Origin of the sequence: Hymenobacter algoricola, from assembly GCF_039539525.1 — a bacterium.
Classification (GTDB): domain Bacteria; phylum Bacteroidota; class Bacteroidia; order Cytophagales; family Hymenobacteraceae; genus Hymenobacter; species Hymenobacter algoricola.
Map to the genome: position 1 here is coordinate 145,570 of NZ_BAABDH010000018.1, position 23,553 is coordinate 169,122.

The window sequence follows — 23,553 nt, forward strand, 5'->3', positions numbered from 1 at the left end:
GCTATCAGCCTGTCCAGCACCGTCGGGGTCATCCCAACTACCTGTCTGATGAACTTCTTCCCCAATTTATTGCGGATTTTTCGCGCCCTGAGCGCAGTGCTGCTGCTGGGCCCATTGGCTGCCACGGCGCAGAGTTCCGGCGCCGTCACGGGCACTTTGCTCGACCAGAGCACGGGCCAAGCCCTGTCCTTTGCCAACGTAGTGCTGCTGCGCGCCCAGGATTCCAGCTTTGTAGCCGGGGCGGCAACGGCCGAAAACGGCAGCTTCCGCCTCGACCACCTGCCGCTGGGCGCCTACCAGCTGCGGGCCACGGTGCTGGGCTACCAGCCCAGCCGCCAGCTGGTGGTGCTGACGGCGGCGGCCCCGCAAGGACAGGTGGGGGCGCTACGGCTGCGGCCCACGGCTACGGCCCTGCGCGGCGTGACGGTGCAGGGGGAGCGGGCGGCCGTGGTCGACAACCTCGACAAGAAAGTCATCAACGTGGAGAAGGACTTGAGCAGCGTGGGCGGCACGGCCGTGAACGTGCTGCAGAACGTGCCCTCCGTGAGCGTGGATGCCAGCGGCACCGTGAGTATGCGCGGCAGCAGCAACATCACGGTACTCATCGACGGCAAGCCCTCCGGGGCCGGCAACGGCGCCACCGGCACCCGCCTGGAGCAGATTCCGGCCAGCGCCATTGAGAAGGTGGAAGTCGTCACCAACCCCTCGGCCCGCTACGATGCGGCCGGCGCGGGGGGCGTCATCAACATCATTCTGAAAAAGCAGCGACAAGACGGCTGGAACGGCCAGGCAACCCTGAACCTGGGCACCCGCGACAAGTACAATCCGTCGCTCAGCCTGAACCGCCGCACCGGCAAGCTGAACCTGTTCGGCTCTTACGACCTGCGCGACGAGCGCTACCGCAGCCGCAACGACCTGCACCAGACCACCACCCTGGAGCAAAGCCCGCTGCGCATCGACCAGACCGGCCGCAGCCAGCGCCACAACCGCAACCACAGCGGCCGGGTGGGGCTCGACTACACGATTTCGCCCGAGCAGAGCCTGACCTTCACGGCGGAGCCCAACCTGACCCGCGGCACCAACATCGGCACCCAGCTGGCTACGCTGACCACCCCCGACTCGACTACGCGCCAGGACAACCGCCTGCACGTGAACGAGAACGTGAGTACCCTGGATATGTCGTCGGACTACCGCCGCACCTGGGCGGCCCACAAAGGCCGGGAGCTGACCACCAACCTGGGCTACACCAACCTGTGGGCCAACGTGAACGTGGGCCAGCAGGTGACGGCGGCCGGCACAGCCCAGCCCGAGTGGCAGCAGGAGCTGCAGGTGCGCCTGCACGCCGTGTATGGCCAGCTCGACTACACCCACCCGCTCGACTCGCTGCACCGCCTGGATCTGGGCCTGAAGGGCCAGTGGCAGCAGAACCACGGCATCGACGACTACCTGCTGCTGCAAAACCCCGAGCAGCCCACCCGCGTGGCCGACCGCTCCTTTGCCTATGACTTCACCGAATACCTGCAGGCCGGCTACGCTACCTACCAGAGCCAGCACGGGCGCTGGAGCTACCAGGGCGGCCTGCGGGCCGAATACACCCATACCTACGGGCAGGTGGTGGGCGGCCAGGGCCGCTTCGGGCTGCGCTACCTCAACCTGTTTCCCTCGGCTACCGTGGCCCGCACCCTGCCCCACGACCAGAAGCTGCAGCTCAGCTACGCCCGCCGGCTCAACCGGCCCGGCTTTATGCAGCTGCTGGCTTTCCCGCTCTACCAGGACCCGCGCAGCTACCGCCTCGGCAACCCCGCCCTGCGCCCCGAATACATCAACGCCTTCGAGCTGGGGCACCAGGCTACCGTGGGCAGCGCCAGCATGAGCAGCACGGTCTTCTACCGCCAGACCACCAACTCCATCCAGCGCATCCGGGAAGTAGACACCGTGGCGACGCGCCTCAACGGCGCCGGGGGCGTAGTAACGGCCGAGCTGAGCAAAAACGTGGGGCAGAGTACCAGCTACGGTGCCGAGGTTTCCCTGAATCAGAGCCTGGCCAAGTGGTGGCGCCTGACGGCCAGCGGCTCGCTGTTCCGCAACCAAATCACGGCCGCGACGGGTACCGAGGCCAGCCGCCGCAACCTGACGGGCACCCTGCGCCTGCAAAACACCTTCAACCCGACCAGCAAACTCGACGTGCAGCTCACCGGCAGCTACCGCGCCGCCGTGCTCACGCCCCAGGGCCGGCTGGCCCCGCAGGGCGGGCTGGACGTGGCCCTGCGCCAGCGCCTGTTCCATGACCGGGGCGCCCTCACCCTGCGCGTGAGCGACGTGCTGAACACCCAGCAGCAGCGCACCACCGCCTTTGGCCCGGGCTTCGCGGCCACCTACGACAACAAGTACGAAACGCGGGTGGGCTACCTGGGCTTTGCCTGGTATTTCGGCTCCAACAAGCCGGGGAAAAAGATTGACAGCCAGCCCCAGGGCGGCGGGGGCGGCTTCGGCGGGTAGCCTTGCGGCGCCGCCTAACCACTGCTATTCCCAGGCCCTCTGCCTTACCCCGGCGGTGGGCCTGACCCGTTTTGGCCGACTAGCGGCGGCGGCCTGACACTTTCCACCCGCGGCCGCTGTTGCTGGCAGCATGCAGGCAGCGGTGGCTTTTCTGGTGCTTTTCCTTGGCGGCGCCCTGATTCCGGTTAACCGGCAGTTCCGGCCAGCGCCCGACGGTATCCCGGTGTTCGTGGTGTCCAACGGCTGGCATACGTCGCTGGTGCTGCCGCTGCGGGAAAGCCGCACGCACACGTTCTGGCTGCCGGCGTTCAATCAGCCGGGCTGGGAAGCCACGTTTGGCACCTACCGCTACGTGGCCTTTGGCTGGGGCAGCGAGAAGTTTTTCAGGGCTTCCTACGGGGGCCGGCTACCCGGCCCCGGCGCTTTTGCCCGGGCCCTGGTGCCGGGCCCGACCCTGCTCAACGTCGATTTTTACCGGCAAGCCCCGCGGCCGGGGCGGCGAGCCGTGCAGCTGCGCCTCACCCCGGACGAATACCGCGTCCTGGCCGGGCAGCTGACCCAGGCTTTTGCCCCCGACAGCCTGGGCCGTTTTCAGCGCTACCACGCGGCCGGCTACACGGCGGAGGACTTCTTCTTCCGCGCCCGGGGCCGCTACCATGCCCTGCGCACCTGCAACGACTGGACCACCCGCCTGCTGCGCCGCACCGGCGTCCGTACGGCCCTGAAGACGCCGCTGGCCGGCCCGGTCCTGACCCAGCTCCGGCGCCTGAAGGAGCAGTAGGGCGGCCGGTTCCGGAGCCCACCCGGCCAGGGCGCCGGCAGAAATTGGCTGCCGCCGCCGGCAGCACCGGCCCAATTGGGCGGGGCCGATAAAAACTATAAATGATGCGGGAATCACTCCCCAAAGTGCAACTCGCGCGGAATTTCACCGATACACCCATACCGCCCCGCTCAACCCCGGCCTGCCAAAAGCGGCCGGCCGGGGTTGAGCGGGGCCGCCCGGTTTGCTTACCCTTATCGTATTCTTATGCTTGATGTTCAACGTGAACTGCTGCCCAACGGCTTTCTGCTGATTCTCTCGCCCGACGTCGGCTGCGAGCCCAACGAGGTGAAGCTCACCCGGGCCCTGCACCGGGCCAGCCGCAGCAGCAAGTACGCCGTGCTGGTCGACTGCAGCCTGGTCGAGTGCCTGAGCGAGGAAGCCGTGGACCTGCTGCTGGCTTACTCGTTTATGCTGCACGCCCAGAACCGCCGCCTCGTCATGTGCCACGTGCCCGACCCGATGCGCTTCCATTTCCTCGACCTCGACGAGCCCTCCCAGCCCCTGCTGGCCCTCACACTGCTCGACGCCGTGCAGGAGATAAGCCGAATGGAGTATTAGCCACCCTACTGGTATGCCCCGGGAAGGCACAACAATGGGTACAGAGCAGCATGTTACCGCCAACCCCGCGCGCCTGGCGGACGGCGTAGGCGCATTGCACAGTTCACGAAGGCGGCGGCGGTATAGCCCTCAAGAAAAGCCTAGCGGACGGCGTAGGAGCGTTGCACCCGACGGTTCTGACCAAGTTGCAGGGCCAGCATGGTGGTAGTCTCCCCAGCGGAGGAAGGATTCCGCAGAACCTGTTGCAGGGCTACATCAAGCCGCCGGGCCGTACGGCGGCAAAGGCTGGTGCCACCACTCAGATCGAGGCACAGGTTGTCCAGGCGCTCTTCGTACATGAGCTGATCCTGGGCGTCGTAGAAGCGCACAATGGTGTAGTCGCGGGTGGCCAGGTTGGTTTCCAGGTTCCAGTAGCCTCCCACGGGCAACGGGCGCGGGCGCGGCATGGCCGAAGCCAGCGAAGTAAACAGCAGCATGCTGACCAGCACCAGATAGAGAAGTCGGTTCGCTTTCATGAGTTCAGGATGAGGTTGGAATGAGAAAAAAGAGGCCTGGCGGGACCGTGGGGCCCAAAGCGGGGTTCCGGGGCCGCTGAGCAACGGGGCAAGTGGGAAGGGCGAAAAGAAGCGCCTAGGAAAGATAAGGCGGCCGTCTGCCGAAGTATTGGACGAATGCGACGCGGCCGGCTAACGAGCCCAGAAAAAGCGGGCAAAGTCATTGTAGTGCTGGAAATATCCTCCCGGCGACTCCCCGGTGAAGTGCTTGAACTCCCGGATAAAATGCGCCTGATCAAAGTAGCCGCACTGGTGGCTGACATCGAGCCAGTCAGGAGTGGAAGTGTGCTCCACTAGCTGAAAAACGTGGTTGAAGCGGGCAATGCGCGCATACAGCTTGGGCGTAGTGCCTACTTCGGCCCAAAACCGCCGCTCCAGCTGCCGCCGGCTCAGGTTGGCCGCATGCGCCAGCGCTTCTACCGACACCTGCCCGTGGTGCCCCCGAATCCAAGTGGCTACCCGCGCAATGACCTCCGACGCGGGCTGCACCCGGCGCAGCTGCCGCAGCAGTAGTTCCTCGGCCACCGCCAGCCGCTGGGCCGGCGTGCCCGCCTCGCCCACGCGCTGCCGCAGCTCGCGCGCAAACTGTCCGGCCACGCTGTCCAGCTCCAGCGTAGCATCCGTGACGGCCGACATGGGCACGCCGAACAGGCGGAAGAAGCCCGTTGGCTGGAAATAAACACCCAGCACCCCTACCCGGCCGGTCTGGCGCAGGTAGAGCCGGCGCTCCGTCACCATCCCGATCATTTCTACCCCCGGCGTGGTCAGCACTTCGTTGCCGGCAATGGTGACGGTTTCGAAAGGCTCCCCATACAGCACGTTGAGGCCATTGACCAGCCCCGGAAATACGGGGTGCAGGACCGGAGTCTGCGGGGTGGCCTCATCATCCCACAGACAATACTGCTCCACGTAGGTGGCCAGCGCCGGCACTGGTGGAAACGATTGGATATGCATGGTGGGGAGGGAGGTAAAGCAGGTACTGCGCCACAAAACCAGCTCTTTAAAGGTACGGCTTCCCCGACCCTGACTCATTGTAAGAATGCGTCATGGCGCCCCACATGATGATGTGAGCATTCTTGCCGGGGGCAATACGACCGGCAAAGGCTGAAGTCAGGCCACCCGTTGTACCTTCGCGGCATCATTCCGCATCCCTCCCGATGAGCATTCAGAAGCCCAGCATCCCGAAAGGCACCCGCGACTTTGGCCCGGCCGTAGTGGCCCGCCGCAACTATATCTTCGGCATCATCCGCCGCACGTTCGAGAAGTTCGGCTACGCCCCGCTCGAAACCCCGACCCTGGAAAACCTGTCGGTACTCACCGGCAAGTACGGCGACGAAGGCGACCAGCTGCTGTTTAAAGTCCTGAACTCCGGCGACTTCCTCAAGGACGTGACGGCCGACGACCTGACCAACGAGGACGGCAAAGCCACCCGCCGGGTGCTGCCCAAAGTAGCCGAAAAAGGGTTGCGCTACGACCTCACCGTGCCCTTCGCCCGCTACGTGGTGATGAACCGCGGCACGCTGGTATTCCCGTTTAAGCGCTACCAGATTCAGCCCGTGTGGCGCGCCGACCGGCCCCAGCGCGGCCGCTACCGCGAGTTCTACCAGTGCGACGCCGACGTGGTGGGCACCGACTCGCTGCTCTGCGAGGCCGAAATCGTGCTGATGATGTGCGAGGTGCTGAACGCGCTGGGCCTGACGGATTTCACCATCAAAATCAACCACCGCGGGGTGCTGCGCAACATCTACCAGGCCTTGGGCGGCGAGGGCCGCGAGTCCGACCTGTTCGTGGCCATCGACAAGCTCGACAAAATCGGGCGCGACGGCGTGACCACGGAGCTGCGGGAGCGGGGCTTTTCGGCGCCGGTTATCGACACGCTGTTTGAGCTGCTGTCGGTGAGCGGCGACTTCCAGGAAAAGCTGGAGCGCCTGCTGGCCGGCTTCGTGACGGCGGGCGTGGAAGCCGACCACGCCGACGGCTACAAGGGGCTGCGCGAGCTGGGCCAGGTGCTGGAGCTGCTGCGCGGCTTCGGCTTCGAGCAGTTCGGGAACCTCGAATTCGACCCCACCCTGGCCCGGGGCCTCTCCTATTACACGGGCTGCATCTTCGAAATCAAGATCAACAACGTGAACATGGGCAGCGTGAGCGGCGGCGGCCGCTACGACAACCTGACCGGCTCCTTTGGCTTGCCCGGCGTGTCGGGCGTGGGCTTCAGCTTCGGCGTCGACCGGCTCTACGACTGCCTGGAAGAGCTGAGCCTGTTTCCGGAGGGCGCCGCGGCCACCACCCGCTGCCTGATTGCCAACTTCGACGCCGACAACATGACGGCCATGCTGCCCGTGCTGCGCGGGCTGCGGGCGGCCGGCATTGCCAGCGAGCTATACCCCGAGCCGGCCAAGCTGGCCAAGCAGTTCAAGTACGCCGACGGCAAGGGTGTGGCCTACGTGCTGCTGCAGGGCTCGGAGGAGCGCGCCGCCGCCGTCTTCAAGCTCAAAGACCTGCGCACCGGCCAGGAGCAGACGCTGACGCTGGCCCAGGTGGTGGCGGCGCTGGCCTGAAGCGCCCCATGCTCGGCATGACCGTTCTTTTTGCGGATTAGGCTGGATAGGTCCCATGAGGCCCGTTCCGGTTTCCGGAATGAGGAATGCCGGCAACCGGGCGGGTCTGGAAAAGATTCAGGAACTTTCGGGCCACCCACCCCCGCCTTTTTCACCCGCTTCATGCCCGCCGCCGCCGACCACCTCATCAGCCCCACCACCCACCTCGACCTGCCCACCCTGCGCCGGCTGCTGGCCGACAAAGCCACCGTCCGGCTCGACGACGAGGCCCGGCAGCGCATTCAGGCCTGCTCCCAGTACCTGCACGACCGGCTGGCGCAGTCCGACGCGCCGGTGTACGGCATCAACACCGGCTTCGGGGCCCTGTGCCACGAGAGCATTGCGCCCGAGGAACGGCAGCAGCTGCAGGTAAACCTGGTGATGTCGCACGCCTGCGGCACGGGCGAGGAAGTGCCCGAGGAGCTGGTCCGCCTGATGCTGCTGCTCAAGGTGCAGAGCCTGAGCTACGGCCACAGCGGCGTGCAGCTGGCCACCGTGCAGCGCCTGCTCGACTTCTACAACCGCGACATTTTCCCGGTAGTCTACCAGCAGGGCTCGTTGGGTGCCAGCGGCGACCTGGCGCCGCTGGCCCACCTGTGTCTGCCGCTGCTGGGCCTGGGCGAGGTCAACTACCAGGGCTACCGCCTGCAAGCCGCCGACGTGCTGAGCCTGTTTAGCTGGGAGCCGCTGGTGCTCGAAGCCAAGGAAGGGCTGGCCCTGCTCAACGGCACCCAGTTTATGCTGGCCTACGGCGTGCACTGCCAGCTGCGCGCCGAGCGGCTGGCCAACGCCGCCGACACCATCGGGACGTTGTCGCTGGAAGCCTTCGACGGCCGGCCCGAGCCCTTCGATGCCCGCCTGCACCTCATCCGGCCCCACGCCGGGCAGCTGAAGGTGGCCGAGCGAATCCGCGGGCTGCTGGCGGGCAGCGAGCTGCAAAGCCAGCCCAAGACGGCCGTGCAGGACCCCTACTCCTTCCGCTGCCAGCCCCAGGTGCACGGGGCCTCCCGCGACGCGCTGGCCTACGTGGCCCAGACCCTGGAAACCGAGTGCAATGCCGTCACCGACAACCCCAACATCTTCCCCGCCGACGACCTGATCCTGAGCGGAGGCAACTTTCACGGGCAGCCCCTGGCCCTGGCCCTCGACTTCATGGCCATTGCCGTGGCCGAGCTGGGCAGCATCTCCGAGCGCCGCACCTACCAGCTCATCAGCGGGCAGCGCGGGCTGCCGCCGTTTCTGGTGGCCGAGCCGGGCCTGAACTCGGGCCTGATGATTCCGCAGTATACCGCCGCGGGCATCGTGAGCCAGAACAAGCAGCTGTGCACGCCCGCCTCCATCGACAGCATCGTGAGCAGCAACGGGCAGGAAGACCACGTAAGCATGGGCGCCAATGCCGCCACCAAGGCCCGCCGGGTGGTGGAGAACGTGGAGCAGCTTCTGGGCATCGAGCTGCTGAATGCGGCCCAGGCGCTGGCCTTCCGGCGCCCGGCCCGCACCTCGGCGGCCCTGGAGCAGGTGGTGGAGGCCTTCCGCGAAAAGGTAAAGTTTGTGAGCCGCGACCGGGTGCTCTACCCCGATCTGCACGCCGCCGCTGCCTTCGTGCGCACCTACGACTGGCAGTAGCGGGCCGCCGCCGCAGTTCGGGCTGAAGGTGCTATTTTTAGGCAGTTGCAAACGTAAATACCGCCGGGGCGCGTTATGAGTACCGTGAATTCCAAACTGCTTCTTCTCCTGGCCCTGCTGCTCGGCGGCCTGACGGCCGGGTACGGGCAGAGCTGCCCCGACAACTCCAACGGCACCCGGAATTTCCGGGTCTACGACGCGGCCACCAAGCAGGAAGTCAACGCGCTGTGCGTCGGCATCCGCTACCGGCTCAAGGACGTCAGCGACAAGCTCACGCCCCCCCAGATCTTTCCCGCGTCCCGCATTTACTACCTGAAAGGGCCGGTCATCTCCTGCGCCGCCGGCACCGATACCACCACGTTTTATACCCCCACCGCCGCCGGCCCGCTGGTCATTACCCAGAACACGCCCAACCTGGTCAACCCGGCCACGGGCATCATTTACAGCCGCACGTTTGAAGTGCGGGAGCGGCCGGCCCCGGTATTCACGCTGACCAGCTGCTCGCCCGGCCTGGTGGAAGTCCGCATCAACGACCAGAGCCTTGCCTACACCTCGTACTTCGTGCAGGTGGGTGCGGCCACGGCCACCGTGCCCCGCGGCGCGGCCCCCACGCAATACCCCGTGGGCAGCGGCGTGACCAGCGTAACCGTTACGGGCCAGTACACCGGGGGCTGCTCCTCGGCGCCCGTGGCGCAGTCGTTTACGCCCGCCGCTACGCCGGTTGCGCCCTTTATCCGCCAGCTCAACGCCCAGGCGGGCCAGCTCGAATTTCAGTTTGCCCCCCTGCAGGCCGGCTACCGGTACAGCCTGCAGCAGGCCGAGGCCACCGCGCCCGGCGGCTACCGCACGCTTGCGGCCATTACCCAGCCCACGCATATTCTCACCCCGGCGCCGGCCGCCGGCTGCTTCCGCCTGCTGCTCACCGACGTCTGCCAGACCAGCGTGGTCAGCCTGCCTTCCGCCGAGCTGTGCGCCATCGCGCTAACGGGTACCTCGGCCAATGGCCGCAACCTGCTTTCGTGGCCGACCACGGGCAACTTTGCCGGCTACGTACTGCGCCGCGACGGCGTGGTGCTGCCCGGGGCGGCCTCGCCCTACACCGACTCGGTGGGCATCACCTGCGGGATAAGCTACCGCTACCGCCTCGAAGCCACCGCCGGCGCCGGCATTTCGACCAGTGAGGTCACGGTGCTGACCTCGGCCCTGCGGGTGCAGCCGGTGCCGCGCCTGTTTGCCACGTTCAACGCCCGCAACCAGGTCGAGCTGACGGCGACCGTGCCCAACCTACCCAGCGGCGGCCAGCTGCTGTACCTGCGCGACAACACCCAGACCGTGGCCACCACCGCCCGCCGCACCGCCCGCGACTCCACCGCCGCTGCCGGCAAAGGCGCCAGCTGCTATACCGTGCAGTTTTTGGATGAGTGCGGCAATAAGTCGGCGCCCAGTGAGCCGTTCTGCCCCGTGTTTCTGACGGCCCGGGCCGCCGACGCCGAAGGCACCCGGGCCCAGCTCAACTGGACGGCCCTGGGCAGTCAGGCCCCGGCGGCGGCCGTGCGCTACGCCGTGGAAGTGCAGCTGGCCGACGGCTCGTGGCGGGCCCTGAACGCCGCCCTGGCGGCCTTCGAATTTGTTGACCTGCAGCCGCCCGCCGACCGGCAGGTGCTGCGCTACCGCGTGGCGGCCAGCAGCCCCGGCCAGCTCGTGAGCTACTCCAACGTGGCCACCGTGGCCCGCCAGCTCCGGCTGTTTATGCCCAATGCCTTCAGCCCCAACGGCGACGGCCTCAATGATGTGTTCGGCGTGAAAGGCCGCTTTGTGACCAAGTTCACCTTCACCATAGTGGACCGCAACGGGCAGGAAGTGTTCCGCGGCACTGACCCGACCCAGACCTGGAACGGCCGCATCGGTACCGCCGAGCCGGCCCCGGGCGCCTACGTCTGGCGCTTCGAGGCCACCGACGACGCCGGCACCCGCATCGTCCAGCACGGCACCGTCACGATTGTGCGGTAGCGGGCCGCAGCCTCAGCCCGAGACCCGGTTCCTTGGCGGCGGCATTCGGGGAAGGCAAGCCGCGCGAGCGGCTGCGCATTCGGGAGTCGGCAGAAAACGGCGGGCATCCGTAGTAGCTGTGGTCCTTGTTTGTTTCCACTTCCTTTTCCGCCCGTCATGTCGCAGGATGTTTTAGCTCACTTGCTCGAGCATAAAGTCGTTTCCATCATCCGCGGGGCCGACCCGGAGCAGCTCGTCAGCATTGTGCGGGCCCTGCACGCGGGCGGCGTGCGGGCGGTGGAGGTTACCATCAACTCGCCTAAAGCCCTGGCCGGCATCGAGAAGCTGACGGCGGAGCTGGGCTCCCGGATGCTAATCGGGGCCGGCACCGTGCTCGACCCCGAAACGGCCCGGGCGGCCCTGCTGGCCGGCGCCCGGTTTATCATCTCCCCTACCCTGAGCGCGAAAACCATCCGGATGACCAAGCGCTACGGCGCCATCAGCATTCCCGGCGCCTTCACGCCCACCGAGATCCTGACCGCCTACGAGCACGGCGGCGACATCATCAAGGTGTTTCCCGCCACGCTGGGCCCGGGCTACCTCCGGGACCTGGCCGGGCCGCTGCCCCACATTCCGCTCATGCCCACCGGCGGCGTGACGCTGGACAACATCAGCGCCCTGCGGCAGGCCGGCGCCGTGGCCTTCGGGGTGGGCAGCGCCCTGGTCGATACCCGCCAGCCCGCCACGCCCGAGTACCTGGCCGTCCTGACCGACAAAGCCCGGCAGTTCGTGCAGGCCGTTTCGGCTTCGGCTTAGCGCACGAGCCCATCCCTACTTCGCCGGGCCCTGCAGCCCGGGCCTACCCTGTTTCTTCCGCTCCTGCTTTCTTCCTTACCATGAAAATCACCGGTTTTAAGCTCTATCAGGTGCCGCCGCGCTGGCTGTTTCTCAAAATCGAAACCGACGAGGGCCTCGTGGGCTGGGGTGAGCCGGTGGTGGAAGGGCGCGCCGCCACGGTGCACGCGGCGGTGCAGGAGCTGATGGAGAACCTGATCGGCAAAGACCCCGCAAACATCGAAGACCACTGGCAGGTAATGTACCGGGGCGGCTTTTACCGCGGCGGACCCATCCTGATGAGTGCCCTGGCCGGCATCGACCAGGCGCTGTGGGACATCAAAGGCAAGTTTCTGGGCGTGCCGATTCACCAGCTGCTGGGCGGCAAGGTCCGCGACACCATGCGCGTGTACTCCTGGATTGGCGGCGACCGGCCCGAGCACGTGGGCGCCGCCGCCCAGGACATGCTGGCCAAGGGCTTCACGGCCGTCAAGATGAACGGCACCGAGGAAATGGGCTACGTCGACTCCCACCTGAAGGTGGATGCGGTGCTGGCCCGGGTGGCGGCCGTGCGCGCCACCAGCCCCTACCTGGGCATCGGCGTCGACTTCCACGGCCGGGTGCACAAGCCCATGGCCAAGGTGCTGGCCAAGGAGCTGGAGCCCTTCAAGCTCATGTTTATCGAGGAGCCGGTGCTGGCCGAAAACAACGAGGCCCTGCGTGAAATTGCCCGCCACTGCTCCATTCCCATTGCCACCGGCGAAAGGATGTTTTCGCGCTGGGACTTCAAAAAGCTGCTCATCGACGGCTACGCAGACATCATTCAGCCCGACCTGAGCCACGCCGGGGGCATCACGGAGTGCAAGAAAATTATTTCCATGGCCGAGGCGTTTGATGTGGCCGCCGCCCCGCACTGCCCGCTGGGCCCCATTGCCCTGGCCGCCTGCCTGCAGGTGGACGCCACCTGCCACAACGCCTTTATTCAGGAGCAGAGCCTGGGCATCCACTACAACACCACCAACGACCTGCTCGACTATCTCGTCGACCCGAGCGTGTTCCGGTACGACAACGGCTACGCCACCATTCCGGAAGGCCCCGGCCTGGGCATCGATATCAACGAGGCGTACGTGCAGCAGCGCGCCGCCATCGGCCACAACTGGCACAACCCGATCTGGCGCAACCCCGACGGCAGCGTAGCCGAGTGGTAAGCGGCTTTATTTCAGAGCCTGGAACTCAGACGATAGAACTGAGAGAAAAGCTCTGGCCTCACTGCCCCTTCTCACGTGACTTCCACGGCCCTGATTCTAAGCTCTCGTATTTAAGCACTGCCATTTAAAATGCCGAACCCAACCCGATTTCTGAGCTGCGACTGGGGCACTTCGTCGTTTCGGCTGAAGCTGGTGGCGCTGCCCGGCCTGCGGGTGCTGGCCACGGCCACATCCGACGAGGGCAACGCCGCCACGTTTGCGGCCTGGCAGCAGGCCCAGCAGCCCACCGGGCAGCGCGGGGCATTTTACCGGGCCGTCATTCAAAAACACCTCCGGACGCTGGAAACCCAGCTCGGCACCAGCCTGGACGACCTGCCGCTGGTCATTTCGGGCATGGCGTCCTCCACCATCGGGATGCGGGAGCTGCCCTACAAGGCGTTTCCCTTCGCCACCGACGGCTCCGACCTGGCCACCCTGCTGCTGCCCGCCACCGTCGACTTCCGCCACCCCACGCTGCTGGTGTCGGGGGTGCGGACCGCCGACGACGTGATGCGCGGGGAGGAAGTGCAGCTGGTCGGCTGCGGCTTTGCGCCCACCGGGGAGGACCAGCTGTTTCTGCACCCGGGCACCCACTGCAAGCACGTCACCATCCGGCACGGCCAGGCCGTAGCGCTGCAAACCTACATGACGGGGGAGTTTTTCGCCCTGCTGTCGGGCCAGAGCATTCTGGCAGCCTCGGTCAGGGCCGGCGGCGACCTGGGCACGGCCGCTTACCGGCAGGCGTTTGAACAGGGCGTGCGGGCCAGCCCCCGGGCTCACCTGCTCCACAACGCGTTTCGGGTGCGCACCAACGACCTGTTCGACAAGCTCTCCAGGCCGGCCAACTTCTACTACCTCAGCGGCATCCTGATTGGCGCCGAGCTGAGCACGTTTCCCGCCTCGTTTACCGGCCGCATCGTGCTGGCCGGGGAAGCGCACCTGCTCGACCATTACCAGACGGCCCTGGCGGTGCTGGGCATCACCGACCGGGCCGCCGCCGTTACCACCCAGGGCGCCGCCGACGTGACGCTGCGTGGGCAGGCGGCCTTGCTGAGTCGGCTGGATTCGGCGGCTCTTTCCTCCTAGCCTTTCCGCTTATGGCTGCCCTCCCCGGCCCGTTGCCACTGCCGCCCGTCGAGCACCTGCTGCCCGCCCAGGCCGAGCTGGGCGAGGGCGCCATCTGGAACCCCGACGACGAGCGGCTGTACTGGGTCGATATCGAGGGCATGGTGCTGCACATTTTCGACCCGGCCACTAACTACGACCGGCAGCTGCCCACCGGCTCCCGGGTGGGCACCGTGGTGCCGGCCGGACCGGGCTACGTGGTGCTGGCTTTGCAGAGCGGCATTCACCGCCTCAACACCCGCACCGGCGAGCTGACGCTGCTGGGCCGCCCGCTTACCGACCCCGCCATCCGCTTCAACGACGGCAAGTGCGACCCGGCCGGCCGGCTCTGGGTGGGCACCATGGCCCTGGACACCCAGGCGGGCGCCGCTACGCTGTACCGTTTCGGGGCCGACCACCAGCTGCGCCCGGTGCTCCGGCACGTTACCATCTCCAACGGGCTGGTCTGGACTGCCGACCAGCGCATCATGTACTATGTCGATACGCCCACCCAGACCGTGCAGGCCTTCGACTACGACCACGCCTCGGGCCACCTCCGCAACGGCCGCCCCGCCCTGCGGATTCCGGCCGCCGACGGCGCCCCCGACGGCATGACCATCGACGCCGCCGGCCACCTGTGGATTGCCCTGTGGGGAGGCGGCCAGGTGGTGTGCTACGACCCCGCTACGGCCGAGCGGCTGCATACCATTCCCGTCCCGGCGCCCAACACGGCCTCCTGCGCCTTTGGCGGGCCCGGCCTGCTGACGCTCTACATCACTACCGCCCGCCACGGGCTGACCCCGGAACAGCTACGGCAGTACCCGCGCAGCGGCGACCTGTTTGCCGTGCGGCCCGGAGTGGCCGGCGTGCCCGCCAACGGGTTTAGGGGCTGAGGCGGCCAGGCCCGTTGACTGCCCCAGACTGCTGCTGCGCGGCGGCCTGCCAGCCGCTGGCGCGCCGGGCTCCGGCCATCCGGCGCCGGCCGGCCTGGCCCGGGCCAGCGGCACAAGTTGCTCATCCGTTGCAGCTAAACCGGCCCTTGCTGCGTAAGCTGAAGGGTTTACCATCCTGCCAAGCGCATGTCTCAAACGATTATCGTCTCTAACCGCCTGCCCACCAAAGTCCAGCGCACCGCTGACAGCCTGAGCTTCCAGCCCAGTGAGGGCGGCCTGGCTACCGGCCTGGGCTCTATTTACCGGGCCGAGGGCAACATGTGGGTCGGCTGGCCGGGGCTGTTTGTGGAAGATGCGGCCGAGGAGCAGTACGTAACCGAGCAGCTGCGGGCCGACAGCATGGTGCCGGTGTTTCTGACGGAGGCCGAAATCCGGGACTATTACGAGGGCTTCAGCAACTCCACCCTCTGGCCCACCTTCCACTACTTCAGCCAGCTGGCCACCTACGAGCAAAGCCACTGGGATGCCTACGTGGCCGTGAACGAGAAATTCTGCCGGGTCGTGCTTGAGCAGGCCGGCCCCGACGACACCATCTGGATTCACGACTACCAGCTGCTGCTGCTGCCCGAGATGCTGCGCCAGGCCCGCCCCGACTGCACCATCGGTTTTTTTCTGCACATCCCGTTTCCATCGTATGAGCTGATCCGGGTGCTGCCCTGGCGCGCCGAGCTGCTGCGCGGCCTGCTGGGCGCCGACCTGATCGGCTTTCACACCTTCGGCTACATGCGCCACTTCCTGAGCGCCGTGGCCCAGCTGCTGGGCCTGCCCACCCAGAACGGGCAGATTGAAACCCCGACCCGCACCATCCGCGTCGATGCCTTTCCCATGGGCATCGACTACGAGCGCTACGCCCGGGCCGCCGCCTCTTCTGCCGCGCAGGAGCACGGGCAGGTGTACCGCGCCGCGCTGCGCGATACCCGCGTCATTCTCAGCATCGACCGCCTCGACTACACCAAGGGCATTGCCCAGCGCCTGCGGGCGTTTGAGCTGCTGCTGCTGCGCTACCCCGAGTGGCACGAGCAGGTCAGCCTGATTATGCTGGTGGTGCCCTCCCGCGACCAGGTGGCGCAGTACGCGGCCCTGAAGGAGGAAATCGACGAGCTGGTGGGCCGCATCAACGCCCAGTACCGCACCATTGGCTGGAACCCGATTCACTACTTCTACCGCTCTTTGCCCCTGGAAGAGCTGGCTTCTTTGTACCAGCTGGCCGAAGTGGCGCTGGTGACGCCCATGCGCGACGGGATGAACCTGGTAGCCAAAGAATTTATTGCCTGCAAAGCCGACCAGCGCGGGGTGCTGATTCTCAGTGAGCGGGCCGGCGCCGCCCGGGAGCTGGCCGACGCGCTGATCATCAACCCCACCGATACCAACCAGCTGGTGGAAGCCATGCACGACGCGCTGGTGATGCCCGAGGATGAGCAGATCCAGCGCATGGCGGCCATGCAGGCCCTGGTGAAGCGCTACAACGTGTTTGCCTGGAGCCGGCTGTTTATGAATCAGCTGGCCTACACCAAGATGAAGCAGCACATGCTGGCCACCGCCACGCTGGACCCGGCCACCGGCGCCCAGCTGCGGCAGGAGTACCAGACGGCCGACCACCGCCTGCTGCTGCTCGACTACGACGGCACCCTGGCCCCGTTTCACGCCGACCCCCAGCGGGCCCGGCCCGACGAGGAGCTGCTGCTGCTGCTGCGGGCCCTCACCGCCAACCCCCGGAATCATGTCGTCATCATCAGTGGGCGCGACCGGCACACGCTGCAGAGCTGGCTCGGCCACCTGCCCCTCGACTTTATTGCCGAGCACGGCGTGTGGCTGCGCGCCGCGGGCCAGGACTGGCAGCTGTTTCAGCCCCTGCGCAACGACTGGATGAAGGAGCTGCGGCCGGTGCTGGAGCTGTACGTGGCCCGCACCGCCGGCTCTTTCATTGAGGAAAAAGAGTACTCGCTGGTATGGCACTTCCGCCGCGCCGATGCTGACCTGGGCGCCATGCGGGCCCGGGAGCTGCTCAGCCACCTCACCTTCATGGCTTCCAATACCGACCTGCAGGTGCTGGAAGGCAACATGGTGATTGAAATCAAGAACGCCGGCGTCAACAAGGGGACGGCCGCCGCCCGCTGGCTGAGCCAGCACGAGCCCGGCTTCATCCTCGCCATCGGCGACGACCGGACCGACGAGGACACCTTCGCCGCCATGCCGCCCGAGGCCTACACCATCAAAGTCGGCACCTCGTCCCGGTCTCAGGCCCGGTTTCACCTGCGCGCTACCCCCGACGTGCGGCAGCTGCTGCGCAGCCTCCTCGAAGCGCCGCACTAGCGGCGGCCGGGCACTGAGGGCAGGCTGCGGAAGGCGCAATCAGCGCCTGGTTTTACCCTGGTTGTCCCAGTGGCTGGCCCGCACCTGCGGGCTGTCGGGCTGGCGCTTGATGGTGCGGGTGTACCGCTCCCCGGCAATGAGGCCGTCGGGGCGGCGCTTGCCGAAGAACAGCGTTACCGGCTCGCCGTGCTCATTGGTAACGAAGGTGATATCGTAGCCCTTGAACACGTCGTCGATGCTGGTGCGGGGCTCGTAGAGCCTGCTGAGCTTTTTATCTAATTCAGGGTGCAGAGGCATGGCGACGGAGAAGATGGTTCGGCTTGGTTACGGTCCGGGCCCCGCTGCGGGTTAGGCGCCGGGCTGCCGTTTTCTCACCCCGCCCGCCCGCCCGCCGGCTTCGGCCCGGCACCGGCCGCCAAAAAGCCCGGCCGGTGCCGGGGAAAGGCTACTGTCAGCCCGCTGACGCAGCAATGTTTCCCCGGCGCCGGCCGGGCGATACCGTGGTGGGGCTTCCTACACGAAATTGGGCTTATCCAGCTTTTTGGCAATCCGGTAGGCGGCATTGACCAGCCCGACGTGACTGTAGGCCTGGGGGAAGTTGCCCCACTGGGAACCGGTTTTGGCGTCCACGTCCTCGCTGAGCAGCCCCAGGTGGTTGGTGTAGGTGATGAGCTTCTCGAACTCGCGGATGGCGTCGTCTACGCGGCCCACGCAGGCCAGGGCCTCCACGTACCAGAAGGAACAGATCAGGAACGTGGTTTCGGGCGTGCCGAAGTCGTCGGCGTGGCGGTAGCGGTAAAACAGGCCCTCGGGCGTTTTCAGCTCTTTTTCCAGGGCCTCCAGGTGGCGGTGGGTGAGCGGCGAGTTTGGATCGAGGTAGCCCATCATAATCAGCTGCAGGCCGCTGGCATCGAGGTGGGGCGAGCCGATGGCGTTGGTGAAAGCGGCCTGCCCGGGGCTGTAGCACTGCTCGATGTGGTCGGCGGCCTCGTGCATCAGGCGGGTGGCCAGCTGCTCCATTTCGGGGTTGCCCAGCGTCTGGGCCACCCGGCGGGCGGCGTGGCTGCCGGCCCAGTGAAACAGGTAGGTGTAGGCGTGGTACTGGGCCAGGTTGCGAAACTCCCACAACCCCGCGTCCGGCTGGTCCATAGTGACTTCAATCATGCGCAGGGCCTCAAAAATCAGCTTTTCGGGGTTAGGCCGCTCCGGGTCGATAAAGCGCCGGTCGACGTAGAGCGGCAGCAGCGCCACGAGCACCTGCCCGTACACGTCGTTCTGAATGTGGGTGTAGGCGTCGTTGCCGATGCGCACGGGCTGGTTGCCCAGGTAGCCTTCCAGCGGCAGCTCCTGCTCCACGAGTTGGGCACTGCCGCTGATGCCGTACAGGGGCTGGTACTTGTCCTGCACCTTGGTCGAGATATTGGCGATGTAGTGGAAATACCGCTCCATCTCCTCGAAATGGCCAATGTTGTTGAAGGCCGTCAGGATGTAGTAGGTGTCGCGCATCCAGCAGTAGCGGTAGTCCCAGTTGCGGGTGCTGCCGGGCGCCTCGGGCAGGCTGGTGGTGGTGGCGGCAATGATGGCGCCGGTGTCCTCGTACTGGTGCATTTTCAGGGCCAGGGCCGAGCGAATCACCTGCTCCTGGTGGAAGTCGCCGATGCTCATGCTCTTCACCCACTTGCGCCAGTAGTCGCGGGTGCTGGACAGAAACCGCTCGACGGTGCTTTCCAGCGGGGCTTCCAGCGGGGCGCCGTAGGTCAGCACCAGGTACTTGGTTTCGTTGAGCGTGAAGTCCTCCTCATCCAGCACGTAGGTCAGCGGAATGTTGGTGGTGAGGCGAATTTCCTCGTCCAGGCCCAGAAACGCAATGTGGTTGGAGCTGCGGCGCCGGTTCAGGGCCAGCTCGCCGTACTGCCCCACCGGGCGGCAGGCCACCCGCACCCGGGGCGTGCCGCGCAGGGGCTCCACCTTGCGCACCATCATCAGGGGCTTGAAGCTGCGCTCGTACTGCTCGAAGCGCGGGGCGAAGTCCGTGACGCGGTAGCTGCCGTCGGCATTGGTGATTTCGGTGCACAGCACGTTGGTGTTCTGCTGGTAGTACTGCCGCGACTCGAAGCCGCCGCCCGCCGTGGGGCGGATGCTGAACTCGCCGCCCTTGCCGGAATCGAGCAGGGAGCCAAACACGAAGCTGCTGTCGAACCGGGGCCAGCAAAGCCAGCGCACGGCCGTATCGGTGCCGATCAGGCCCAGAAAGGCGCAGTTGCCGATCAGGCCCATGTCGTAGGTGTGTTTCGTCATCAGAAATCGGGGGTTAAGCCAGCGTTGGCCCGCCGGTAAGCGGCCACTGGGCGGCCCGCGGCGGTGCGGACCCGGCTCCTAGTACCCCATTGCTCTGGCTCAGGTTGTGTTGGCCGGGCCGAGGCCGGGCTCCGGGGGGGCCAAATTACCCCGGCGCCGACTACGGGGGGGGCGGCCGCGCCGTGATGCGTGGGCTTTGCGTAAATTGCCCGTCGGATTACCCGCTGGCCGGCGCAATGAAAAGGTGGCTTTGCCCTTTTTCATTGCGCCGGCCCGGGCCCGACGCCCACGCGGACTGCCCGGACTAAGTCAGGCTGGGCGGCCGCCAACAGATTCCATAAAACCCTTCCAGCACGCTGGAAACAACGATTCAGAGCTTATGTTTGACATGATGGGCATGATGGGCAAGGTGAAAGAGCTTCAGGAAAAGATGAAGCAGGCCCAGGACGAGCTGCAGCACCTCACCGCCACGGCCGAATCGGGCGGGGGCCTGGTGAAAGCCACGGCCAACGGGCAGCGGCGCCTGCTCAAGCTTGAAATCGACGAGTCCCTGCTCACGCCCCAGGACCGCGACATGCTGGCGGACCTGGTAGTGGCAGCCGTGAACAAGGTGATGGAGGAAGTGGCCGAAAGAGCCCGGGAAGAGCTGAAAAGCAAAACCTCCGGCCTGATGCCCAACCTTCCCGGCCTCGACCTGGGCAGCTTTGGCCTCTAAACCCTCCGCGGCGGCTTCCTGCGCCGATGTGGCCGTCGTGATTCTGAACTGGAACGGGCAGGCGCTGCTGCGGCAGTTTCTGCCGTCGGTGCTGGCTCACTCCGCCGATGCCCGCATCATCGTGGTCGACAATGCCTCCACGGATGACTCCGTGCGGGTGCTGGCGCAGGAATTTCCGACCGTGGAAGTGTTGGCGCACGCCGAAAATCTGGGGTTCTGCGCCGGCTACAACCAGGCTTTGCAGCAGATTCAGGCATCGTACTACGTGCTGCTCAACTCCGACGTAGCCGTGACGCCCGGCTGGCTGCGGCCCCTGCGCGAGCTGCTGGAGCAGCAGCCCGGCATTGCAGCCTGCCAGCCCAAAATCCGGGCGCAGGCCGCGCCCGACGCCTTTGAGTACGCCGGCGCCGGCGGAGGCTACCTCGACCGGCTGGGCTACCCCTTCTGCCGCGGCCGCCTGTTCGATACCCTGGAAAAAGACCGGGGCCAGTACGACGATGCCCGGCCGGTGGCCTGGGCCACCGGAGCCTGTATGTTTGTGCGCGCCAGTGCCTGGCACGCGCTGGGCGGGCTGGAAACGGCTTTTTTTGCCCACATGGAGGAAATTGACCTGTGCTGGCGCCTCTGGAACGCAGGGCAGCAGGTGTGGTACCACGGCGGCAGCACGGTCTACCACGTGGGCGGCGGGACGCTTCACAAGTCGAACCCGCGCAAAACCTACCTCAACTTCCGCAACGGGCTGGCCCTGGTGTACAAAAACGCGCACTCCCGGGAGCTGCCGGGCATCATGGCCGCGCGGCTGGTGCTGGACTGGGTGGCGGCCCTGCGCTTTCTTGCCCAGGGCAGTACCGGCGACGCCAAAGCCATCCTGCGGGCGCACCGCGACTTTTTCCGAGGCCGCAGCTACTGGCGGCAGAAGCGGGCGGAAGCCCGGCAGCAGCTGCTCACGCAGGCCCGGCCCGGCGTGTACAACGGCAGTCTGGTCTGGGCCTATTTTGCCCGGGGAATCCGGGCCTTTTCCCAGCTCGACCCCGGCGGCTTCCCCGGCGACCAGTCCGGATTGGGGCGGGCAGTCGGGGCAGGTTCCGGGGCGGAATCAGTGCCGCGCTAGCTTACAGATCCCAGACGGTGCTGCGCTGCCGGCGCATGGCCTGGCGCACGTTCCGCCAGAAAGCCAGGGCGAAATAGAGCACAACGGGCGAGCCGAACGTAAAAAAGGACGCGTACACAAACGAGAGCCGTACGCTGCTGCTGGAGAAGCCGAGCCGGTCCCCCAACGCGTTGCAGACCCCGAAGCTCTGCTTTTCGATGAAGTCAGTTAGTCGTTTCATTGCTCCTCATTTATAACCAGTTGACGCGACCTACGCCAGTCCAAAATAACAAGAAAAACTGCGAATGACAAGCCCGGGCGTCCCGATCAGGTACAATTTCTGACCCTTAGCGGCAGTTCTTGCGTTTGAGGGGCAGCCTGGCCGCCCCGCCGTTTCTACCTCACTCGTTGCTTATGCGCCGTTTTCTCCGTCCGTCTTCGTTTGTTTTGCTACTGCTGGCCGCGGGTGCTTTGCCCGGTTGTACGCTACCGCGGCTGCTAAAGGTTGCGCAGGCGGGGCAACAGATTTCGGTCAAGCCCGGCGTGCTGGAGAGCAACGGCGAAAATGTGCTCTTTGAAGTGCGGGCCAGCGTGCCGGCCGCGGCCATCCGCAAGGGGCAGGCCTACAACCTCGACCTGAGCTACCGCTACGACAACGGCCTGCGCGAGGACACGCTGGGCCGCCTCACGTTCGTCTCCGGCGAGTTCGTCTACGACCCCGAGCACCAGGACCGCGTCGTCATCACCCGGCAGGTGGCGTTTGCCTACGCGCCGCGCAAAAACCCCGGGGAGCTGATTGCCCGGCCCGACGCCCGCGAAACCAAGCGCAACGGCAAGCGCCTGAAAGGGCCCGAGCTGCGCCTGGCCCGCGGCATCGTCACGACCGGGCGCCTGGTGGTGCGTCAGGACACGACCCTCAACCTGCTGCCCGAAACGGCCGACAACAACATGAGCGGCACGCGGGTGCTGCCCTTCTTCTTCGACGGCGGGCAGGCAGCCATCCGCAACTACCTGGGCACGAACGTGGCGGCGCTGGAAGATTTCATTGAAGCCAACCAGCGCACCCGCAAGGTGATGATTGTGGCCGGCCACTCCCCCGACTCGCTCGATGCCCACGACCCGCGCCTGGCCGACAAGCGGGTGCAGGCCCTGCTCAAATACTACAGGAAGCGCGTCGACACCGACTCTTACCTCAACTCCGTGCGCGCCATCGAGTTTCAGACCCTGGCCTACCACCGCCGCTGGGACCTGTTTCTGAACAAGGTGCAGCAGTCGGCGCTGAAGCCCGCGCAGGTCGACTCGGTGCTGCTGCTGCTCAACGACACGCCCGGCTCCTTTGCCCGCAAGGAGAAGAGCCTGCACCAGCTGTCCTTCTTCGATTACCTCGACCAGTACATCTACCCCGTGCTGCGCTTCGGCACCGTGGCCGTGGAGTACACCGCTCCCAAGCGCTACGACTCGGAAATCTACCTGCTCTCGAAAAAGATTGTGGCCAAGGAAACCGAGGCCGACGCCCTCACGGCCGAAGAGCTGCGCTACTCGGCCACGCTCACGCCCCTGCTGGCCGAAAAGCAGCGCATCTACGAAACCTCGGTGGCTACCACCGGCTCCTGGCAGGCCTACCACAACCTGGCCGTGGTGCTGCTGCAGCGCTCCGAGAAGGAAGTTAATGACAAGGTGCGCCGGGCCTACCTGCGCCGGGCCGCCACCAACTTCACGCTGGCCGCCCACCGCAACCCCACGGCCGATATGTTCTACCGCGTGGCCACCGCCTACCACCGCGCCGACGACAAGCTCGAAGCCCTGCAGAACTACGACTACGCCATCAAGCTCGGCGGCCCGCGCCCGGTGCTGGACAAGATTTTCGCCGATAAAGCCGCCCTCGAAATTGAAATCGGGCAGCTCGACGATGCCGTCAGCAGCCTGGGCTACAGCAGCCGCAGCTACCAGAACACGATGAACAAGGCGCTGATTTACGTGCTCAAGGGCAACTACGACGGGGCCGCCGGCATTTACCAGGAAGCCCTGGCCCTGAAGCCCAACGACGCGCTGGCCTACTACAGCCTGGCCGTGGTGGCCGCCCGCGCCAGGGACGAGGCCCAGGTCGGCCAGAACCTGCGCCGGGCCATCCAGCTCGACCGTACCTTCGCCCAGCGCGCCGTCGAGGACTTGGAGTTCCGGGACCTGGCTGGCACCAAGATGTTTCTGGAGGTGCTGCGGTAAGTGTTATGCCCATACATAATCAGGGAGGGGCTTAGGAAGCAAATCGAGCTTAGAGGGGCCGTTGGCGAAGTTCTTTGAGCAAGACTTTATACACGTTTTCGTAGCGATGGTTGAAGCGAAATTCACATTC

Annotated in this window: 19 protein-coding genes; 14 read left to right on the forward strand and 5 right to left on the reverse strand. The window is 66.1% G+C overall.

Going from position 1 to position 23,553, the window contains the following annotated elements; genetic code table 11:
* Positions 1-48 precede the first annotated feature (48 nt).
* The 3 genes from ABD842_RS05965 (at position 49) to ABD842_RS05975 (ending at position 3,880) form a co-directional block, all read left to right on the forward strand.
* The gene (locus tag ABD842_RS05965; RefSeq protein ID WP_345111413.1) at positions 49-2,499 is read left to right on the forward strand and encodes a TonB-dependent receptor; all 2,451 of its coding nucleotides are present in this window, start codon (positions 49-51) and stop codon (positions 2,497-2,499) included.
* A 154-nt stretch (positions 2,500-2,653) separates the two neighbouring features.
* Positions 2,654-3,280: a DUF2459 domain-containing protein gene (locus tag ABD842_RS05970; protein WP_345111415.1), complete on the forward strand. Its 627-nt coding sequence runs from the start codon at positions 2,654-2,656 to the stop codon at positions 3,278-3,280.
* Positions 3,281-3,526: 246 nt separating this feature from the next.
* A complete protein-coding gene (locus ABD842_RS05975; protein WP_345111417.1) occupies positions 3,527-3,880 on the forward strand; it encodes a hypothetical protein in 354 nt (117 codons plus the stop codon).
* 140 nt (positions 3,881-4,020) lie between these two features.
* Here the strand turns inward: ABD842_RS05975 and ABD842_RS05980 are convergent, their stop codons facing one another.
* The gene (locus ABD842_RS05980; protein WP_345111419.1) at positions 4,021-4,395 is read right to left on the reverse strand and encodes a hypothetical protein; all 375 of its coding nucleotides are present in this window, start codon (positions 4,393-4,395) and stop codon (positions 4,021-4,023) included.
* A gap of 171 nt (positions 4,396-4,566) precedes the next feature.
* Positions 4,567-5,388 (reverse strand): helix-turn-helix domain-containing protein, encoded by an 822-nt coding sequence (locus tag ABD842_RS05985; RefSeq protein WP_345111422.1) that lies wholly within the window; start codon positions 5,386-5,388, stop codon positions 4,567-4,569.
* 203 nt (positions 5,389-5,591) lie between these two features.
* On the opposite strand from ABD842_RS05985, the gene hisS reads away from it, so the two are divergent.
* From hisS to ABD842_RS06025, 8 genes are all read left to right on the forward strand, one after another.
* Positions 5,592-6,992, forward strand: a complete 1,401-nt coding sequence (hisS, locus tag ABD842_RS05990) for a histidine--tRNA ligase (RefSeq protein WP_345111424.1) — start codon at positions 5,592-5,594, stop codon at positions 6,990-6,992.
* A gap of 162 nt (positions 6,993-7,154) precedes the next feature.
* Positions 7,155-8,657 carry a histidine ammonia-lyase gene (hutH, locus tag ABD842_RS05995; protein ID WP_345111427.1) on the forward strand — a complete coding sequence of 501 codons (1,503 nt, stop codon included), beginning with the start codon at positions 7,155-7,157 and terminating at the stop codon, positions 8,655-8,657.
* Positions 8,658-8,741: 84 nt separating this feature from the next.
* Positions 8,742-10,667 carry a T9SS type B sorting domain-containing protein gene (locus tag ABD842_RS06000; RefSeq protein ID WP_345111430.1) on the forward strand — a complete coding sequence of 642 codons (1,926 nt, stop codon included), beginning with the start codon at positions 8,742-8,744 and terminating at the stop codon, positions 10,665-10,667.
* A 156-nt stretch (positions 10,668-10,823) separates the two neighbouring features.
* Positions 10,824-11,462 (forward strand): bifunctional 4-hydroxy-2-oxoglutarate aldolase/2-dehydro-3-deoxy-phosphogluconate aldolase, encoded by a 639-nt coding sequence (locus ABD842_RS06005; protein ID WP_345111433.1) that lies wholly within the window; start codon positions 10,824-10,826, stop codon positions 11,460-11,462.
* Between the two features lie 80 nt (positions 11,463-11,542).
* Positions 11,543-12,688 (forward strand): galactonate dehydratase, encoded by a 1,146-nt coding sequence (gene dgoD, locus ABD842_RS06010; protein ID WP_345111436.1) that lies wholly within the window; start codon positions 11,543-11,545, stop codon positions 12,686-12,688.
* 129 nt (positions 12,689-12,817) lie between these two features.
* Positions 12,818-13,813 carry a 2-dehydro-3-deoxygalactonokinase gene (locus ABD842_RS06015; RefSeq protein WP_345111440.1) on the forward strand — a complete coding sequence of 332 codons (996 nt, stop codon included), beginning with the start codon at positions 12,818-12,820 and terminating at the stop codon, positions 13,811-13,813.
* 11 nt (positions 13,814-13,824) lie between these two features.
* Positions 13,825-14,724, forward strand: a complete 900-nt coding sequence (locus ABD842_RS06020; protein ID WP_345111443.1) for an SMP-30/gluconolactonase/LRE family protein — start codon at positions 13,825-13,827, stop codon at positions 14,722-14,724.
* Between the two features lie 186 nt (positions 14,725-14,910).
* Positions 14,911-17,097 (forward strand): bifunctional alpha,alpha-trehalose-phosphate synthase (UDP-forming)/trehalose-phosphatase, encoded by a 2,187-nt coding sequence (locus ABD842_RS06025; protein WP_345111445.1) that lies wholly within the window; start codon positions 14,911-14,913, stop codon positions 17,095-17,097.
* A gap of 39 nt (positions 17,098-17,136) precedes the next feature.
* Here the strand turns inward: ABD842_RS06025 and ABD842_RS06030 are convergent, their stop codons facing one another.
* Positions 17,137-17,394: a hypothetical protein gene (locus ABD842_RS06030; protein ID WP_345111447.1), complete on the reverse strand. Its 258-nt coding sequence runs from the start codon at positions 17,392-17,394 to the stop codon at positions 17,137-17,139.
* A 216-nt stretch (positions 17,395-17,610) separates the two neighbouring features.
* Positions 17,611-19,395, reverse strand: a complete 1,785-nt coding sequence (locus tag ABD842_RS06035; RefSeq protein ID WP_345111449.1) for a glycoside hydrolase family 15 protein — start codon at positions 19,393-19,395, stop codon at positions 17,611-17,613.
* A 379-nt stretch (positions 19,396-19,774) separates the two neighbouring features.
* Between ABD842_RS06035 and ABD842_RS06040 the strand changes: the two genes are divergently transcribed.
* Both ABD842_RS06040 and ABD842_RS06045 read left to right on the forward strand, forming a co-directional pair.
* Positions 19,775-20,110 carry a YbaB/EbfC family nucleoid-associated protein gene (locus tag ABD842_RS06040; protein WP_345111452.1) on the forward strand — a complete coding sequence of 112 codons (336 nt, stop codon included), beginning with the start codon at positions 19,775-19,777 and terminating at the stop codon, positions 20,108-20,110.
* A complete protein-coding gene (locus tag ABD842_RS06045; protein WP_345111455.1) occupies positions 20,100-21,221 on the forward strand; it encodes a glycosyltransferase family 2 protein in 1,122 nt (373 codons plus the stop codon). The genes ABD842_RS06040 and ABD842_RS06045 overlap by 11 nt, the downstream gene beginning before the upstream one ends.
* Position 21,222: 1 nt before the next feature.
* Here the strand turns inward: ABD842_RS06045 and ABD842_RS06050 are convergent, their stop codons facing one another.
* Entirely contained in the window at positions 21,223-21,441 is a 219-nt protein-coding gene (locus ABD842_RS06050; protein ID WP_345111458.1) for a PspC domain-containing protein, read from the reverse strand.
* Positions 21,442-21,614: 173 nt separating this feature from the next.
* On the opposite strand from ABD842_RS06050, the gene ABD842_RS06055 reads away from it, so the two are divergent.
* A complete protein-coding gene (locus tag ABD842_RS06055) occupies positions 21,615-23,423 on the forward strand; it encodes a tetratricopeptide repeat protein (RefSeq protein WP_345111461.1) in 1,809 nt (602 codons plus the stop codon).
* Positions 23,424-23,553: the final 130 nt, after the last annotated feature.

Coding starts and splice junctions, on each gene's coding strand:
- ABD842_RS05965 (WP_345111413.1), top strand. CDS start 49: ATGAACTTCTTCCCCAATTTATTGCGGATTTTTCGCGCCCTGAGCGCA.
- ABD842_RS05975 (WP_345111417.1), top strand. CDS start 3,527: ATGCTTGATGTTCAACGTGAACTGCTGCCCAACGGCTTTCTGCTGATT.
- ABD842_RS05980 (WP_345111419.1), bottom strand. CDS start 4,395: ATGAAAGCGAACCGACTTCTCTATCTGGTGCTGGTCAGCATGCTGCTG.
- ABD842_RS05985 (WP_345111422.1), bottom strand. CDS start 5,388: ATGCATATCCAATCGTTTCCACCAGTGCCGGCGCTGGCCACCTACGTG.
- hisS (WP_345111424.1), top strand. CDS start 5,592: ATGAGCATTCAGAAGCCCAGCATCCCGAAAGGCACCCGCGACTTTGGC.
- hutH (WP_345111427.1), top strand. CDS start 7,155: ATGCCCGCCGCCGCCGACCACCTCATCAGCCCCACCACCCACCTCGAC.
- ABD842_RS06005 (WP_345111433.1), top strand. CDS start 10,824: ATGTCGCAGGATGTTTTAGCTCACTTGCTCGAGCATAAAGTCGTTTCC.
- dgoD (WP_345111436.1), top strand. CDS start 11,543: ATGAAAATCACCGGTTTTAAGCTCTATCAGGTGCCGCCGCGCTGGCTG.
- ABD842_RS06015 (WP_345111440.1), top strand. CDS start 12,818: ATGCCGAACCCAACCCGATTTCTGAGCTGCGACTGGGGCACTTCGTCG.
- ABD842_RS06020 (WP_345111443.1), top strand. CDS start 13,825: ATGGCTGCCCTCCCCGGCCCGTTGCCACTGCCGCCCGTCGAGCACCTG.
- ABD842_RS06025 (WP_345111445.1), top strand. CDS start 14,911: ATGTCTCAAACGATTATCGTCTCTAACCGCCTGCCCACCAAAGTCCAG.
- ABD842_RS06030 (WP_345111447.1), bottom strand. CDS start 17,394: ATGCCTCTGCACCCTGAATTAGATAAAAAGCTCAGCAGGCTCTACGAG.
- ABD842_RS06035 (WP_345111449.1), bottom strand. CDS start 19,395: ATGACGAAACACACCTACGACATGGGCCTGATCGGCAACTGCGCCTTT.
- ABD842_RS06040 (WP_345111452.1), top strand. CDS start 19,775: ATGTTTGACATGATGGGCATGATGGGCAAGGTGAAAGAGCTTCAGGAA.
- ABD842_RS06050 (WP_345111458.1), bottom strand. CDS start 21,441: ATGAAACGACTAACTGACTTCATCGAAAAGCAGAGCTTCGGGGTCTGC.
- ABD842_RS06055 (WP_345111461.1), top strand. CDS start 21,615: ATGCGCCGTTTTCTCCGTCCGTCTTCGTTTGTTTTGCTACTGCTGGCC.